Source organism: Duganella sp. Root198D2 (assembly GCF_001428585.1).
Taxonomy (GTDB): domain Bacteria; phylum Pseudomonadota; class Gammaproteobacteria; order Burkholderiales; family Burkholderiaceae_D; genus Rugamonas.
Map to the genome: position 1 here is coordinate 205718 of NZ_LMIC01000049.1, position 16840 is coordinate 222557.

Consider the following 16840-nt stretch of genomic DNA (forward strand, 5'->3'; position numbering starts at 1 on the left):
CTTAGTCAGGGAATCGCTCGTTGATCGCGAGCGCCTTGTCGATGTTCTGCACCATCAGTTCCACGTATTTCGGGTCGAGGTGGCTGCCCGCCACCTCGCGCATGTGCTCCACCACTTTCTCGACCGGCCAGGCATCCTTGTAGCAGCGCTTGTGCATCAGGGCGTCGAACACGTCTGACACGGCCACGATACGGGCGTATTCGTGGATGTCGTAGCCTTTCAGCCCTTGCGGATAGCCGCTGCCGTCGAACTTCTCGTGGTGCTGGTGGGCGATCACGGCAGCCGCTTTCAGGATTGGGCGCTGCGAGCCGTCGAGGATTGACATGCCGACCGACGGGTGCTGCTTCATGATCTCCCATTCGGCCGCATCGAGCTTGCCAGGTTTCAGCAGCACCGAATCCGGGGTGGCGATCTTGCCAATGTCGTGCATCGGCGCCGCGTGCTTGAGTACCGCGGTTTCTTCTTCCGGCATGCCGGCCGCGGTGGCCAGCAGGTGGCAGAATTCGGCCATGCGGCGCACGTGGTTGCCCGCTTCGTTGGAGCGCGATTCGACCACATCGCCCAGGCGCATGATCAGCTCGGCCTGGGTATCGGTGATTTCCTGCGTCAGCAGGATATTGTCGAAGGCGATGGCGACGCCGCTGCAGAAAATCTCCAGCAGCTTCTGGTCGATCTCGGAAATCTCCTCCACGCCTTTCAGCACCAGCAGCGAAGCCTTGCCGCTGTTGTTGGGGAAGTAGCCGACGAAGGTGTCGCCGGTCATGCGCGAAATGCGGTTGCGTTCAGCGTCCTTGAGCTGGGCCAGCAACTGCGGCGTCAGCAGGCTGTCTTCGTCCTGGCCGATCTGGGCCAGCACTTCGTAATCGGTCTCGCCGCTGACGGCGCTGGCCCCGCGCAGGCGCACCAGCATGCTTTGCTCCAGGCGCAGCAGGGCGACCACCTGCTGCAGCAGGCCGTTGGCGAAGTCCTTCAGGTTGCGCGCCTGGAAGATGTGGGCCGAGGCGGCGATTACGCGCTCCAGGCCTTCGCGGTAGTGCATCTGCTGCCGGCGCGCTTCTTCCACCTTCATGATGTCGCGGTAGGCGCGCAGGGCGGCGAAAGTGGTGGTGAACAGCTTGGTGCGATCGAGCTCGGTCTTTTCCTTGTAATCGTTGATGTCGTAATTGACGATCACGCGTTCTTCCGGCGCCTGCCCCGGCTGGCCGGTGCGCAGCACGATGCGGGTGAACTGGTTGTCGAGGTCTTCGCGCATCCAGCGCGCCACTTCCAGGCCGGAGTCCTCGCGCTCCATCACCACATCGAGGAAGACCAGGGCGATGTCTTTTTCTTTGGCCAGCACTTCTTTCGCTTCGGCGCCGCTGTAAGCGTGCAGGAATGTCAGGCCGCGGCCTTCCAGGCGAAACCGGCTCAGGGTGAGCTTGGTGATGTCGTGGATGTCGGGTTCGTCATCAACCAGCAGGATTCGCCACGGCGTGAGTTTAGGCGTAGCAGAAGACAAGAAAGACATATTGGCAAATTCCAAATGTGACATACAGTCCTGGGTGATGCGCAATTTTTAGGCGCATCAAAATGATTGTAGTCCTACCCATTGTTATTAACAACAAGCAATACTGGATGAGCTAGATCTTTACAACATCGGCTGCTTCGCCGTAACGCTTTTGGCAGCGTTCGCACCAGAAAGTACGGCGCTGGGTGAGCCCGAGATGGGCCCGCTGCAATGGGATATTACATCTGGGACAGTCACGCCGGTTGTGTACCTGCCAATGTTTTTTAAGCTCAAACGCCTGCTTCCAGGTTTTGAACTCAAAACTGTATTGGCGCGCCTGCTTCACCAATTCACGCAATTTTCCTGGGGGTAAGTTAATTACTGTAGAGAGAGGATGAATGCGCAATCGGAACAATACTTCGTTTTTAATAATATTGCCAACGCCAGCAAAGATACTCTGGTCGAGCAAAACATCGCACACCAATCGCTCGGGATCTTCGCGCAATTTTTTCAGCGCCAGGCGCGGACTCCATTGCTCGGACATGACGTCGCCGCGCCAGTCATAAGCCTGCTCCAGTTCACCTTCGACAAGCTTGATTGAACAGGTGTAGAAGTTGAGTTCGCCGCCTTCTTCAAATTGCAGCGACAGCCGCGGATCGGCGCCTTCCTTTCGCTCGTCGATACGGTAGCTGCCGAACATCAGGAAGTGGATACGCAGCGCGAACAGCGGCAGCTCGATCAGGAAGTGCTTGCCCCAGCTGCGCAGCGACAGGATAGGCTGGCCGGGCAGTTCCTCGAACGGGATGAGTTTGCTGTTGCCGCTGGCGGCGGAAATCGTGCGGCCTTCAAACGCGCGCACTTGTTCAGTGAGGATGACGATCGATGGGCCTTCGGGCATGGCAAGCCTCCTTTGGCCCCAGTCTCCCGCCGTGAGGCAAGCCGCGCCGTGCGCCCACGCACAGTTGCTATACTCGTCTGCATGCTCATACGACACAGCACCGAACAAGACTGGCCCATCCTCAAAGCGCTGCGCCTTGCCGCGCTGCTCGATTCGCCCACTGCCTTTGGCGTGACGCACGCCAGCGCCGCCGCCAACCCTGAACAGCAATGGCGCGACCGTGCCGCTGCGCGCGGTCCGGCAACTTACCTGCTCGCCTTCAGCGGCGACACCCCGATCGGCATGGTCGGCGGCGTCGTCAGCGCCGCGCAGGAATTCAACCTGATTGCCATGTGGGTCAAGCCGGAACAGCGCGGCAGCGGCGCGGCGGCGGCGCTGGTGGACGCCATGAAGGCGCACGCGCAAGCCGCGGGCCACGAGCGTGTGGTGCTGGACGTGTCGCCGCTCAACGAGCGCGCCGCAGCGTTCTACCTGAAACGCGGCTTCCGCTTCCTGCCGCACTGGGAGGCGCTGGAAAGCCATCCGCACATCAGCGTGCAGAAAATGGCATGGCAGGCAAACGAAAGCTGATCCCCTGAACGCTTTCGTTTGCGGCGCGCATTTGGATAGTCACAATGTTGTCATTTTCGCTTTCTAGAATAGCGGGCAGTTTCAACTACCCCACTTTTGGAAAGCGTCATGGAAAACAAAATCGATCACGACGACATCGGCTACAACGATACCCCGAACGAACATTTCAGCGAAGTCCTCGACAAGCGCATCAGCCGCCGCAACCTGCTGCGCGGTTCGGTAGCGTCGGCCATCTCCGTGATGATGGGTTCGGCCACCCTGACCGCCTGCGGCGGCGGCAGCGACGATGCACCGGTCGTCACCAAGCCGGAGACGCCAGTACCAGTGGAGAAGCTGCTCGGCTTCAGCGCCGTGGGCAAGAGCCTGGCTGACGTGGTCACCGTGCCGGCTGGCTACACCGCCAGCGTGATCTATGCGCTGGGCGACCCGCTGACCGCATCGGCAACCGCTTTCAAGAACGATGGCAGCGATGCCGATTTCGACAACCGCGCCGGCGACCACCATGACGGCATGGAGTTCTTCGGCCTGGACAGCGCCGGCAAGCCTTCGGCCAGCGGCAACGAGCGCGGCCTGCTGGCGATCAACCATGAAGCGACCACCAACGAAAAGCTGGCGTCCTTCTTCATCCACGCCAACGGCGGCACCAACACCCTGCCGCGCCCGGCTGCCGAAGTCGACCGCGAAACCGCGCTGCATGGCATTTCCGTGGTGGAAGTGCGCAAGGCCGCCGGCAAGTGGGAATACGTCAAGGATTCCGCGTTCAACCGCCGCGTCACCTGCCTGACCGAGTGCGACCTGAGCGGCCCGGTGAAAGGCAATGCGCTGGCGAAAACCAAGTATTCGACGGACGGCAGCAAGGTCCGCGGCACGCTGAACAACTGCGGCACCGGCCGCACCCCATGGGGCTCCTTCGTCTCCGGCGAAGAAAACTGGAGCGGCTACTTCACCCGCGGCGCAGCCGACGATGCCGCGCGCGGCAACGACAAGAGCGTCGCAGCGCTCAAGCGCTACGGCCGCAACCAGGGCGCCGCGTCGCGCCACGGCTGGGAATCCGGCGGTGCCGACGACAAGTACGCACGCTGGAACAATTCCAAGCTGGGCGCTTCGCTGGACGGCTCCGACGACTACCGCAACGAGATGAACGGCATGGGCTATATCGTGGAAGCCGATCCGTACAACAAGTCCAAAAACCTGCGCAAGCGCACCGCGCTGGGCCGCTACGCGCACGAAAGCGCCGCCTTCGGCAAGACCGTGGCCGGCCAGCCATTGGCTGTGTACATGGGCGATGATTCGCGCAACGAGTACATCTACAAATTCGTCTCCACCGCGACCTGGAGCGACGCCGACGCCAACCCGGCCGACCTGCTGGCCACCGGCGACAAATACCTGGACTCGGGCAAGCTGTTCGTGGCCAAGTTCGCCGCCGACGGTAGCGGTTCGTGGATCGAACTGAACATCGGCAACGCCGCCATTGCTGCCTACGCCGGCTACAAGTTCGCCGACCAGGCCGACGTGCTGGTGAACGCCCGCCTGGCCGCCGACGCGGTCGGCGCCACCAAGATGGACCGCCCGGAATGGTGCTCGGTCAACCCTGCCAACGGCGAGGTCTACTTCACGCTGACCAACAACAGCGGCCGCACGGTACCGGACGGCCCGAACCCGCGCACCTATGAAGACATGAAGGGTAGCAGCAAGCAGAGCGGCAACGTGAACGGCCACATCCTGCGCGTCAAGGAAAAGGATGGCAATGCCTCCGCCGCCTTCACCTGGGACGTCTACCTGTTCGGCGCGCAGTCCGATGCCAGCCCGGGCCTGGTCAACCTGTCCAGCCTGACTGCCGACCAGGACTTCTCCAGCCCGGACGGCCTGGCGTTCTCGCGCGCCACCGGCATCTGCTGGATCCAGACCGACGACGGCGCCTACACCGACGTCACCAACTGCATGATGCTGGCCGGCCTGCCGGGCTCGGTGGGCGACGGCAAGAAAGTCACGCTGGCCTACGGCGCCAGTAATGTCGACACCTTCGTCGGCAAGACCCCGACGGCCGACACGCTGAAGCGCTTCCTGGTCGGCCCGGTCGACTGCGAACTGACCGGCATCACCGAAACGCCGGATGGCAAGACGCTGTTCGTCAACATCCAGCACCCGGGCGAAGGCACGGCCAACGCCAACATCGGCGACCCGGCCAAGTACACCAGCCAATGGCCGGGCAATGCCGGCTACGGCGCCGGCAAGCGCCCACGCTCGGCCACCATCGCCATCACCAAGAACGACGGCGGCCGCATCGGTAGTTGATTAAAAGTCGGGGTCAGGTCCGGCAATCGGACATTTCGCTTGCGAAATGTCCGATTGCCGGACCTGACCCCGACTTTTAGATTGTAAGCAGATGTCGCAAAAGAATCGGCCCCAAGTATCGGGGCCGTCTCTTTTGTCAGGAATTGTTTCAGTTGCGGCAAGGGGGCGGCGCGGGAGTATATTGAAGGTAATCTGCGAAAGGAAACCCATCATGAAACGCCAAACTCGCTTCTGGATTGCCGCCGCCCTGCTGCTGGCGGCGGCCGGCGCCGCCTCGGCAGGCGAGGTGACCGTCAAGTACCAGGATCCGGATAAGTTCTCGGACGTGCCGTTCTGGGAGCAGGACCGTGACCAGGTGCTGAAAGAGCTGACCGCCCACTTCGAACACCTGGCTCCACAGTTGCCCGCCAACCAGCAGCTGTCGATCACGGTGACCGATATCGACCTGGCCGGCCGTGTCGAACCGCGCCGGCGCTCGATGCACGATGTGCGCATCCTGCGCGGCGGGGCCGACTGGCCAACCATGGAATTGCAATATACCCTGCAACAGGAGGGCAAGGTGCTCGCCAGCGGCACCGACCGCCTCAGCAATATGTTGTACCTGGACCGCATGAACCATTATGCCGGCGGCGATTCGCTGCGTTATGAAAAGCCGATGGTCGATGAGTGGTTCAAGAAAAACTTCGGCGCGCCGACCCAGCTCAGCAGTAAGTGAAGGGCAGGGCGCTCAGTCGAGCCAGTTGACGCGGCTGAACTTGGCGCGGAAGTCGTCCGGCATCGGCACCACCTGGCTGTGGCTGTAGTTGTAGAACACGAAGCCTTGCTTGGCCATGGCCACCAGCGTGCCATCGGCCGGGCGGGTGATGCGGAAGATGACGTCGCCGCCATATTTGTTGAAATCCATCACGCCTACTTCAAACAGCAGCTGGTCGCGCGCATGCGCTTCGGCGCGGTAGGTGGTGGCCAGGTCGGTGACGATGATGCCGGTGCCGTCGGCTTCGGTTTCCTGCACGCCGAACTCGAACAGGAAGCGCGCGCGCGCTTCCGAGATCATGGAAATCATCGAGTCGTTGCCGAGGTGCCGGGCGCCGTTGATGTCGGTGACGCGCACGGTGAGCTGGGTCGAAAAGCAGAATTGATCTTCCGGGAACGCAAGCGTCAGTCTGGCCATGTCTTTCGGGGGCAAGTGGGAAAGCGCCCATTGTAGCGCGCCTTCGCCACCCGCATCGGGCCGCTACGGTTTGCGGATGATCTGATAGACCTTGCCGTTGGCGCTCGTTATGTACAGTTCGCCTGCCGCATCCTGGCCGAAGCCGGGCACCTGGCCGATATCGCCCACCGCCCAGTCCTTGCTGTCGCTGACAGCACCATTGGTGTACAGGAAGCTTTTCAGGAAGCCCTTGCAATAGTCCGAGTACAGGTAGCGCCCGGCCAGTTCCGGCAGGGCCGTGCCGCGGTAGACGAAGCCGCCGGTGATCGAGCAGCCGTTGGCGTTGTTGGCGCCGTGCTGGTAGTCGAACACGGGCAGGGTCAGGCCCTGCTGGGAACAGGTGGCGGCGTTGTAGCAGCTGCCGCCCTCCATGATGTTCCAGCCGTAATTGGCCGGCTTCAGGCCCGCCGGCACCACGTTGACTTCTTCCCTCAGTTCCTGGCCGACGTCGGCGACATACAGCGACGCGGTGGCGCTGTCGAAGGCGAAGCGCCAAGGGTTGCGCAAGCCGTAGGCCCAGATTTCGCCGCGCTTGCCGGCCTGGCCGACGAAGGGATTGTCGGACGGCACGTTGTACAGCGGCGCCACCACGTCGTCCACCTTCAGGCGCAGCAGCTTGCCCAGCAGCGAGTCGAGGTTTTGCGCATTGCCGCCGGGATCGCCGGCGCCGCCGCCATCGCCGGTGCCGGCATACAGGTAGCCGTCGGCGCCAAAGGCCAGCATGCCGCCGTAGTGGTTGGTGTAGGTCGGGTGCGGGATGGTGATGATGCGCTTCAGCGTGCCGGCATCGGCTATATCGGCATTGGCCGACACCTTCACCTCATCGATGGCGATATTGCTGAACTTGTCCGTGTAGTAGATGAAGAAGCGGCCGTTTTGCGCATAGCCGGGATGGAAAGCCATCGACAGCAGCCCGCCTTCGCCGTCGGTGCTGAGCAGGCCGGTGAGGTCGAGGAAGGGCGTGGCGCGCAAGCTGCCGTCGCTGGCCAGGATGCGGATGCGGCCCGGGCGCTCGACAATGAAACGGCGCGTATCGCCGGCTGGCGCCGTCAGCAGCAATGGAGTGCTGAGGCCGCTGGCCACTTCCTTCACCGCCAGCGCGAAGGCCGGCTTCGGTGGTTCCGGTTGCGTCACCGGCGGCGGGCTGTCGCCACCGCCGCCGCCGCCGCAGGCTGCCAGCAGTGCGCCCATCAAGGTTGCGGCCATCGTGCTGGCCGGGGACAAAGCGGGGGCCGCAGTCGCGGGCCGGGAATTCAGCTCATCTGCCATCATCTTCTCCGGTTGGGTTAGCAGCCAACTGTAGGACTGCCCCACCGCGCCATCTGTGCGGGAACGCACTTACTGGTTTTCACTCAAGAACAGCAGCGTGTGGCCGTGCGCTTCGGCTGCGCTGCGCTGGTGGTAGCTGCTGCGGTGGTTGCAGTTGAAGCCGTGTTCGGCATCCGGATAGAGGTGGATTTCCACTTCCTCGCGCGCCTCGAAACGTTCGGCAATGGCGCGCACTGCGGCGGGTGCGATGTGGGCGTCGCGCGCGCCGAAATGCAGCAGCAGCGGGGCGTGTATGTCGTCGGCGCGCTCCAGGCAGTGCTGGATGCCGCCGCCGTAATAGGCCACCGCATGCTCGGCGTGGCCGTTGGCCAAGGCCAGGTAAGCCATGCGGCCGCCCCAGCAAAAGCCCAGCGCGGCCAGCCTGCCTTCGGCGCCGGGCGTGGCGCGCAGGGCGGCGGCGGCGGCGCCGATGTCGGCCTGCGCCTGCGCCACGTCGGCGCGCTGCATGCACTGGGCGGCGCGGCCCCAGTCCGCCTCGTCATAGCCGAACGCGAGGCGCCGGCCCTGGCGCCAGAACAGGTCGGGCGCCAGCACCACGTAGCCGTCGGCGGCGTACTGCTCGGCGACCGCGCGGATATGGGCGTTGACGCCGAAGATTTCCTGCAGCAAGAGCAGGGCCGGGCCGCGGCCGCCGCGCGGCAGGGCCAGGAAGGCGTCGAAGGCGCCGTCCGGGCCATCGACCGTGCTCCACTGGGTGCTCAGGTCCATCGCCTCAGCCGCCTTGCTGCGGCCGCGCCAGCGCCTGCAGGCAGGCGTCCAGGTCCTGGCGCGCGAAGGCGCTGACGTTCTTCGCCATTTCGGCCGTGACCAGCTTGCGGGTCTGCTTGTCCAGGCTGTCGCGCAGCAAGCCCAGGAAACGCGGCGCAGCCACCAGCGCCAGGTGCTGGTAGCGGTGTTGCGCGGCGGCGGTGTCGAGCCGGTGGCCGATCTCGCGCGCGAACTGGCGCACTTCGTGCTGTACCGGTTCTTCCACCCGCGGCGCGGTGTGGCCATGGCCGTCGGGGCCGAAATACTGGCCGTGGCCGTCGGATGCCAGCTGGCGGTTGTCGGCGCGTCCCAGCGGGTTGGCCAGGTCTTCGATTTCCTCGGCCGGCAGCTGGCCGTCGCGCAGTTGGAAGATGCGGGCGTGGCTGCTGTCAGCCACGACGATCCAGGTGTGGTCCATGGTCGCCTCCTTGGTGTGGGCAGTCCAGTATAGGGTGCTGCCGTGGCGCCCGGCGCGCGCGAGCCGGGCAGAAAATGTTGCCCTATAGCATTAAATGTCCGGCCGTGCGAAAATGGTAAGCTCGCACAGCGAAGGCAGGGGCACGATGGACGATCCGATCAACGCAGCACCGCGGCAACCTTTCCGCACCCGCACGGCGGCGCTGGCGCTGCTGTGCGGCTTCGGCCTGACCGGCGCCCTGTTTGCCGGCGTCAGCCGGCTCGAGGCGCAGCGCGCCCAGCTTGCGTTCGAGCAGCGGGTGCAGGCGCGCGCCTTCGTGCTGCGCGAAGGCATCGGCGGCGCCCTGGCCAGCCTGCATGCCGTCAACCAGCTGCTGGTCGCGCGCCCCACCGCCAGCCGCGAGGAATTCCACCGTTTCGTCACGCCGCTGCTGGCGCGCCACCCTTATGTGCTGGGCACCAGCTACCTGCGCTTCATCGAACACGCCGAGCGGCCGGCGTTCGAGGCGGCGCTGCAGGCAGTGCAGCCGGGCGCCGCGGTGCGCGAGCTGCGGCAGGGACGGGCGCAGCCGGCAGCCGAGCGCCCGCGCTACCGGGTGATCGACTACATCGAGCCGCTGGCCGGCAACGAGGGCGCGCTCGGCCTGAACACCCTGTTGGCCGAACGCGACGACCCGGCCCGCCAGCGCGCCTATGCCAGCGGCGAGCCGGCGGCCGGGCCGCTGGTGCAGCTGGTGCAGCGCGCCGGCGGCCGTTCGCGCCTGGGCGTGGTGGTGGTCAAGCCGCTGTACAGCGGCGGGCGCGTGGTGGGCGAGACCGCCATTACCTTGCAGCCGGGGGAAATGATCGGCAAGATTTTTGCCAGCGCCGGGGCGGACGCCGGCGCGCCCGAGCTGCAGGTGTATGCCAGTGCCGGCATCGATCCAGCCAGCCTGGTGTACAGCGCGCCGCCGGCGCCGCGCAGCGGCGGCCTGGCGCTGCCGTCCTGGCTGTATCCGGCGCGCACGGCGCCGCTGCAGCAGGCGCTGGACGTGGCGGGCTCGCGCTGGCTGCTGGTAGCCACGCCCAGCCCGCGCGTGCTGGCCAGCGAGCACCTGGCCTCGCTGTTTACGCTGGTGCTGGGGGTGCTGACCACCGTGCTCGGCTCGGCCTTCATCGATTCGCTCAAGCGCCGCAAGCTGCTGATCCAGCAGCGCGTGGCCATGCGCACGGCGGAACTGAAGGCGGCCAACCAGGCCTTGCTGCTGCGCCAGCGCGCCATCGAGTCCAGCACCAACGCGGTGATGATCACCGCCGCCGAAGCGCACAACCCGATCGTCTACGTCAACCCGGCCTATGAACGCATCACCGGCTACCGCGCAGCCGAAACGCTGGGCAGCAGCCCGCGCATGCTGTTCGGCCAGGACCTCGACCAGCCCGGCATCGACGAGCTGCGGGCGGCCATCCGCGAGCAGCGCGACGGCCACGCGGTGCTGCGCTGCTACCGCAAGGACGGCAGCCAGTACTGGAACGACGTGTACCTGTCGCCGGTGCGCGACGAGCACGGCGCGGTGGTCAACTTCATCTCGATCCAGCACGACATCACGGCCATCAAGGCCTATGAATCGGAGCTGGAACACCAGTCGACCCACGACGCGCTGACCGGCCTGCCCAACCGCGTGCTGCTGCAGGACCGGCTGGCGCAGACCATCCAGCACTCGGGGCGCAAGGGGCACGAGCTGTGGCTGGTGTCGATCGACCTCGACCGCTTCAAGTTCACCAACAGCCGCCTGGGCCACAAGGGCGGCGACCGCCTGCTGCAGATCGTGGCGGCACGCTTGCAGGCGGCCGTGCGGCCGGTCGATACGGTGGCGCGCCTGGGCGGCGACGAATTCGCCCTGCTGCTGCTGCCGGAACGGGGTGGTGCTGCGCCGCGCGCCGAACAGCTGCAGCGCGTGCTGGACAGCCTGGCGGCGCCGCTGCTACTCGAGGGCACGCAGCTGTTCCTGACCGCCAGCGCCGGCATTGCCGTGTTCCCGACCGACAGCAGGGAGCCGGGCGTGCTGGCCGAACGGGCCGACATGGCCATGTTCCGCGCCAAGGAAATGGGCGGCAACCAGTACCAGTTCTACACCGCGGCCATGAACGAGCGCCTGGGCGAACGGCTGCGCATCGAGAGCGCGCTGCGCACGGCGCTGGAGCGGCGCGAGTTCGAGCTGCACTACCAGCCGCAGGTCGACAGCAGCACGGGGCGCATCATGGGCATGGAAGCGCTGATCCGCTGGCGCCACCCGGAGATGGGCATGGTGGCGCCCAACCGCTTCATCCCGCTGGCCGAGGAAACCGGCCAGATCCTGGCCGTGGGCCACTGGGTGCTGCGCACCGCCTGCCGCCAGCTGCGCGACTGGCAGAAGGACGGGCGGCGCACGCTGCGCATCGCGGTCAACGTCTCGGCGCGCCAGCTGGCCGAGCCGGACTTCGTGCAAGGGGTGGCGGAAGTGCTGGCCGATACCGGCCTGGCGCCGCATTGCCTGGAGCTGGAATTGACCGAAAGCGCGGTGATGAACGACGTGGCGCATGCCACCGCCGTCATGCACGAACTGAAGAAGCTGGGCGTGAAGCTGGCGATCGACGATTTCGGCACCGGCTACTCCTCGCTGGCGCACCTGAAGCGCTTCGAGATCGACGTGCTGAAGATCGACCAGACTTTCGTGCGCGACCTGACGGTCGATCCGGACGATGCCGCCATCGTCACCACCATCATCGCGCTGGCCGACAACCTGGGGCTGGAAGTGATTTCGGAAGGGGTGGAGACGCAGGAGCAGCTGGACTTCCTGCGCCGCCATGGCTGCCGCCATATGCAGGGCTACTTCTTCGGCCGGCCGCTGCCGGCCGAAGGCTTCCTGGCCCTGCTGCTGCAGGACGAAGCCGCCGCTAGCGCTTCACAAAGCTGAACGGATCGCCCTTGTTCCAGGCCGGCATGGCCTTGCCGTTGGCCACTTCATAGCCCAGGTTCAGGGTGAACTGGGCCTGCTGCACCATGCCCGCCAGGTCCCAGCTGGCGTGGTATTCGTCCTTGACGCTGTGGTAGTCGCCCTTGAAGGCGACGATGCTGGCGGCCGAGGCATCGTGCCCATGCTCGAACTCGAAGTGGCCGTCGCCGGAGAACACGGCGGAACCGACGTTGAACGCCGGCACGCCGGCCCTGGCGAACTGGAAATGGTCGGCGCGGAAGTAGGCGCCCGACAGGTCGGCAATCGGCGGCGCCAGCTTCAGGCCCATTTGGCGGGCCACCTTGGCGGCGCTGCGGTACAGGGTGCTGCGCTCGGCGCCGGCCACGCCGATGTCGCGCGTGCGCCCGGCAAAATTCATCGAATCGAGGTTCAGGTCGGCCAGCGTGCGCTTCAGCGGGAAGGCCGGCGCGGCGACATAGGCCTGGGCGCCGTGCATGCCGACTTCCTCGGCGGCCGGCCACAGGAAGACCTGCGAGCGTTTGGCCGGCTGCTGCACGGCGGCGGCAGCCATCGCCAGCAGGGCGGCGGCGCCGGAACCGTTGTCGATGGCGCCGTTGTAAATGCGGTCGGCGCCGTCGGCCGGGCCGTCGGCCTTGCCCAGGTGGTCCCAGTGCGCGGAATACACCACCGCTTCGTCCTTCAGCTTGGAGTCGCTGCCGGGCACGATGCCGACCACATTGAACTGCTCGACCTGGCGCACGCTGGAGCGGATCTCGCTGTGGGCGCTGATATTCAGGAGCACCGGGCGGAAGTCGCGCCGTTCGGCGGCGGCGCGCAGGGTGTCGAGGTCGAAGCCGGCTTCCCTGAACAGGGTGCGCGCATAGTCTTCGGACAGCCAGCCTTCGACCAGGTTGCCGCCGCCGGGCGCGTGGAAGCGCTCCAGCGAGAAGCTGGTGGCGGGCACGTTCCAGCCGTAGGCGGCCGAGGGCGTGGTGTGGATCAGCAGCGCGCCGGCGGCGCCGCGCCGCGCCGCTTCCTCGTACTTGTACATCCAGCGGCCGTAATAGGTGTAGCCTTTGCCGGCAAAGCGCTTCGGCTCTTCGGCGGTAGGCTGCGGGTCGTTGACCATCATGACCAGGATCTTGCCCGTGACGTCGGCGTCCTTGTAATCGTTCCAGTTTTCTTCCGGCGCGACGGCGCCGTAGCCGACGAACACCAGCGGCGCGTCGAACAGCACTTCGGCGCGGCCGCTGCCGGTGCCGATCAGGACATCCTCGCCCAGGCGCGGCAGCAGGGTGCTGGGGCCGGCGAAAAATCTGATCGAGCTGCCGGGCTGCAGGCGGGTGCCCTGGAATTTCACCGGCTGGCGGTAGCTGCCGTCCGCCAAGGGGCTCAGGCCGATGGCTGCGGCCTGGGTCTCCAGGTAGCGCACGGCGAGGTCGCCGCCGCGCTGGCCGGTGCCGCGGCCCTCGAGCAGGTCGTCGGCCAGGAAGGACAGGTGGGCGCGCAGCGGCGCTTCCTTGACGGTGGGCGCTTGCTGCGCTGCGGCAGAAGCGGCCGCCAGCAGCAGGCTGGCAGGGATGCAGTACTTGGTTTTCATGGCGCCGATCTTACCCCATAATGAAACGCATTCCCGGCGGCGAAACAAAGGAGATACATGGACGTCATTATCATCACCGGCGCATCCGACGGCATCGGAGCAGAAGTGGCACGCCAGCTGGCCAGGGCACGCGGCAAGGATGTGGCGCTGGTGCTGGCGGCGCGCAGCGAGGCGGCTTTGCAGGCGGTGGCTGCCGAGTGCGGCGCCGCCGGCGCGGCTACGCTGGTGGTGGCCACCGACGTGGCGCAGCAGGAGCAGTGCCGGCAACTGGTGGCGGCGGCGGTGGAGCGCTTCGGCCGTATCGATGCCCTGCTCAACAACGCCGGGCGCTCGGCGCACGCGCTGTTTGAAGAAGTGACGGACCTGGGCTGGTACGAAGACCTGATGAAAGTGAACCTGTGGGGCGCCATCTGGTGCACCCATGCGGCGCTGCCTTACCTGAAGGCGTCGCAGGGGCGGATCGTGGCCGTGTCGTCGCTGGCGGGACTGGTCGGGGTGCCGGGGCGCACGGCTTACGGGGCGACCAAGTTCGCCATGGCCGGGTTCTTTGAGGCGCTGCGGGCGGAGCTGAAGCCGTATGGCGTGAGCGTGACCACGGCTTATCCGGGCGTGGTGGATACCCAGATCCGTTATCGGGGTTACAACGCTGCCGGCGGGGAGCTGGGCAAGAGCAGCCTGCGCGAGGATGCGGCGATGCCGGTGGCCGAATGTGCGCAGCTGATCATCGGCGGCATGGCTGGGCGCAGGCGCGAGGTGGTGATGACGGCCAAGGGCAAGCTGGGACGCTGGCTCAAGCTGCTGGCGCCGGGATTGATCGAGAAAATGGCGTTAAATGCGTTGAAGGATGATGTCAAGCCGCACACCTGACCCGGATCTACCGGGTTAAAAGGGTAAAATAGCGCTTTCCGTCGCATCAGGCGATACAACAATAACCTCACGAGTGCCGCCATGTCTGACACCATGTTTACCGATTTGAACCTCAGCGCCCCCATTTTGAAGGCGCTGAAAGAAGTAGGCTACGAGACCCCGTCTCCGATCCAGGCTTCCACCATCCCCCACCTGCTGGAAAACCGCGACGTGCTGGGCACCGCGCAAACCGGCACCGGCAAGACCGCCGCTTTTGCGCTGCCGATCCTGTCGCGCATCGACATCAAGCAGGCGTCGCCCCAGGCGCTGGTGCTGGCGCCGACGCGCGAACTGGCGATCCAGGTGGCGGAGGCCTTCCAGCGCTACGCCGCCCACATCCCGAAATTCCATGTGCTGCCGATCTACGGCGGCCAATCCTACGGCCCTCAGCTGCAGGCGCTGCGCCGCGGCGTGCACGTGGTGGTCGGCACCCCGGGCCGCGTCATCGACCACCTGGAGAAGGGCTCGCTCGACCTGTCGAAGCTGAAAACCCTGGTGCTGGACGAAGCGGACGAAATGCTGCGCATGGGCTTTATCGAGGACGTCGAGCGCATCCTGCGGGAAACCCCTGAATCGCGCCAGACCGCCTTGTTCTCGGCCACCATGCCGGCCCAGGTCAAGCGCATCGCCACCACCTACCTGAACGACCCGGCTGAAGTGATGGTGGCGGCCAAGACCACCACCAACACCAATATCCGCCAGCGCTACTGGCTGGTGTCGGGCATGCACAAGCTGGACGCGCTGACCCGCATCCTGGAAGCGGAGCCGTTCGACGGCATGATCATCTTCTCGCGCACCAAGATCGGTACCGAAGAACTGGCGGAGCGCCTGCAGGCGCGCGGCTTCTCGGCCGGCGCCATCAACGGCGACATGCAGCAGGCGGCGCGCGAACGCATGATCGGCCAGCTGAAAGACGGCAAGATCGACATCCTGGTGGCCACCGACGTGGCGGCGCGCGGGCTGGACGTGGAGCGCATCAGCCACGTGGTCAACTACGACGTGCCGTACGACCCTGAGAGCTACACCCACCGCATCGGCCGTACCGGCCGCGCCGGCCGCAGCGGCGACGCGATCCTGTTCATCACCCCGCGCGAGCGCAACCTGCTGAAACTGATCGAGCGCACCACGCGCCAGGCGGTAACGCCAATGACGCTGCCAACCATCCAGGCCGTCAACGACGTGCGCGTGCAGCGTTTCAAGGACCAGATCTCCGACGCCCTGGCGCAGGAGGGCCTGTCCTTCTATGAAACGCTGGTGAGCGAGTACGAGGCTGAGCACAATGTCCCGGCAGTTGAAATCGCCGCGGCGCTGGCGCTGATGGCCAGCGGCGGCAAGCCGCTGCTGCTGGATAAATCGCGCGAAAAAGGCTGGCATGAAGACGGCGCGCCGCGCCAGGAAGGCCCGGGCCGCGAGGCGCGCGAACCGCGTGAGCCACGCGAGCCACGTGAGCCACGCGAGCCGCGTGCGAAGAAAGAACGCATCGAACGCGAGCCGGAGCCGGGCAAGGCCACCTACCGGGTGGAAGTGGGCTACCAGCACGGCGTCAAGCCGGGCAATATCGTCGGCGCCATCGCCAACGAGGGCGGCATCGATTCCAAATTCATCGGCCGTATCGAGATTTACGACGACTACTCGCTGCTGGATATGCCGGCCGACCTGCAGCCGGGCGACATCGAAACCTTGCAGGCGCTGCGCGTAGCCGGGCAGCCGCTGCGCCTGCATCGCGACGGCGAAACGCCGCCGCCGGCACCAGCCGCCAAAGCGCCGCGCGCAGCCAAGCCTGAACGTGCTGAACGTGCTGAACGTCCTGAACGTGCCGAACGTACCGAGCGCCCGGAGCGCGCCGCGCCGCCGCTGTCTTCGCGCGACGATGACGACGAACCGATGTTCGAAGAAGAAGCGCCGAAGCGCAAGAAGAAGGACAAGGCCGAAGCAGGCGACGGCGGTGCTGCCCCGATGCCGATGCGCGCCTACCGCGTGGAAGTGGGTTCGGGCGACGGCGTCAATGCCGGCAACCTGGTTGGCGCTATCGCCAACGAGAGCGGCCTCGAATCACGCTTCATCGGCCGCATCGAGATCCTGGACGACCACGCCTTCGTCGAGATGCCGGACGGTATGCCGGACGACATCTTCAAGCACCTGCGCAAAGTGTGGGTCGGCGGCAAGCAGCTGAAAATGTCGCTGGCCGACAGCATGCCGGCAATGTCCGGCAAGCACACCCCGCCGAAGAAGCCGGTAGCCAAGCCGAAGCGCTGATCCGCGCCGGCACCCTGGGGCCGGGCAAACCGCCCGGCCTTTTCGCCCCCTCCGTACCTGCTACTGAAAGCTACTGAAATTTTTCCGTTTATAGCGCTATCACGGGAAAAACCAGTAGATTTCAGTAGTTTCAGTAGTTCTTTCAGTAGTTTTCAGTAGTAGTCCGCGACAGGCCCGCAAGGGAAACCGAAAG

13 protein-coding genes are annotated in these 16840 nt (G+C 65.6%); 6 read left to right on the forward strand and 7 right to left on the reverse strand.

All coding sequences use genetic code 11. From position 1 onward, the window contains the following. Position 1: 1 nt before the first annotated feature. Complete coding sequence (locus ASE26_RS26415; RefSeq protein ID WP_055938578.1) at positions 2 to 1507, reverse strand: DUF3369 domain-containing protein; 1506 nt, start codon at positions 1505 to 1507, stop codon at positions 2 to 4. Positions 1508 to 1619: 112 nt separating this feature from the next. After that, the gene (locus ASE26_RS26420; RefSeq protein ID WP_055938135.1) at positions 1620 to 2384 is read right to left on the reverse strand and encodes a DNA-formamidopyrimidine glycosylase family protein; all 765 of its coding nucleotides are present in this window, start codon (positions 2382 to 2384) and stop codon (positions 1620 to 1622) included. Positions 2385 to 2465: 81 nt separating this feature from the next. On the opposite strand from ASE26_RS26420, the gene ASE26_RS26425 reads away from it, so the two are divergent. The 3 genes from ASE26_RS26425 to ASE26_RS26435 all read left to right on the forward strand — a co-directional run bounded on the left by ASE26_RS26425 (position 2466) and on the right by ASE26_RS26435 (position 5964). Beyond that, complete coding sequence (locus ASE26_RS26425) at positions 2466 to 2954, forward strand: GNAT family N-acetyltransferase (RefSeq protein WP_055938138.1); 489 nt, start codon at positions 2466 to 2468, stop codon at positions 2952 to 2954. Positions 2955 to 3062: 108 nt separating this feature from the next. Beyond that, positions 3063 to 5249 (forward strand): PhoX family phosphatase, encoded by a 2187-nt coding sequence (locus ASE26_RS26430; protein ID WP_057247220.1) that lies wholly within the window; start codon positions 3063 to 3065, stop codon positions 5247 to 5249. Between the two features lie 211 nt (positions 5250 to 5460). Continuing rightward, entirely contained in the window at positions 5461 to 5964 is a 504-nt protein-coding gene (locus ASE26_RS26435) for a DUF3016 domain-containing protein (protein ID WP_055938144.1), read from the forward strand. 12 nt (positions 5965 to 5976) lie between these two features. Here ASE26_RS26435 and ASE26_RS26440 read toward each other — a convergent pair whose 3' ends face one another. The 4 genes from ASE26_RS26440 to ASE26_RS26455 all read right to left on the reverse strand — a co-directional run bounded on the left by ASE26_RS26440 (position 5977) and on the right by ASE26_RS26455 (position 8953). Continuing rightward, positions 5977 to 6420 carry a thioesterase family protein gene (locus tag ASE26_RS26440; RefSeq protein WP_055938582.1) on the reverse strand — a complete coding sequence of 148 codons (444 nt, stop codon included), beginning with the start codon at positions 6418 to 6420 and terminating at the stop codon, positions 5977 to 5979. 63 nt (positions 6421 to 6483) lie between these two features. After that, on the reverse strand, positions 6484 to 7731 hold the full coding sequence (locus ASE26_RS26445) for a sorbosone dehydrogenase family protein (RefSeq protein ID WP_082591481.1): 1248 nt from the start codon (positions 7729 to 7731) through the stop codon (positions 6484 to 6486). A gap of 66 nt (positions 7732 to 7797) precedes the next feature. Then, positions 7798 to 8490: a dienelactone hydrolase family protein gene (locus ASE26_RS26450; RefSeq protein WP_373922437.1), complete on the reverse strand. Its 693-nt coding sequence runs from the start codon at positions 8488 to 8490 to the stop codon at positions 7798 to 7800. A 10-nt stretch (positions 8491 to 8500) separates the two neighbouring features. After that, positions 8501 to 8953 carry a host attachment protein gene (locus ASE26_RS26455; protein WP_055938152.1) on the reverse strand — a complete coding sequence of 151 codons (453 nt, stop codon included), beginning with the start codon at positions 8951 to 8953 and terminating at the stop codon, positions 8501 to 8503. A 145-nt stretch (positions 8954 to 9098) separates the two neighbouring features. On the opposite strand from ASE26_RS26455, the gene ASE26_RS26460 reads away from it, so the two are divergent. After that, positions 9099 to 11885: an EAL domain-containing protein gene (locus ASE26_RS26460; RefSeq protein WP_162246604.1), complete on the forward strand. Its 2787-nt coding sequence runs from the start codon at positions 9099 to 9101 to the stop codon at positions 11883 to 11885. On the opposite strand, the gene ASE26_RS26465 is transcribed toward ASE26_RS26460, so the two are convergent. Further along, positions 11866 to 13485: a M28 family peptidase gene (locus ASE26_RS26465; RefSeq protein WP_055938159.1), complete on the reverse strand. Its 1620-nt coding sequence runs from the start codon at positions 13483 to 13485 to the stop codon at positions 11866 to 11868. The two genes, ASE26_RS26460 and ASE26_RS26465, sit on opposite strands and share 20 nt — an antisense overlap. 57 nt (positions 13486 to 13542) lie before the next feature. Here ASE26_RS26465 and ASE26_RS26470 point away from each other — a divergent pair, with 57 nt between their 5' ends. Continuing rightward, positions 13543 to 14352 carry an SDR family oxidoreductase gene (locus ASE26_RS26470; protein ID WP_057247223.1) on the forward strand — a complete coding sequence of 270 codons (810 nt, stop codon included), beginning with the start codon at positions 13543 to 13545 and terminating at the stop codon, positions 14350 to 14352. Between the two features lie 81 nt (positions 14353 to 14433). Next, entirely contained in the window at positions 14434 to 16647 is a 2214-nt protein-coding gene (locus ASE26_RS26475; RefSeq protein WP_057247224.1) for a DEAD/DEAH box helicase, read from the forward strand. Positions 16648 to 16840: the final 193 nt, after the last annotated feature.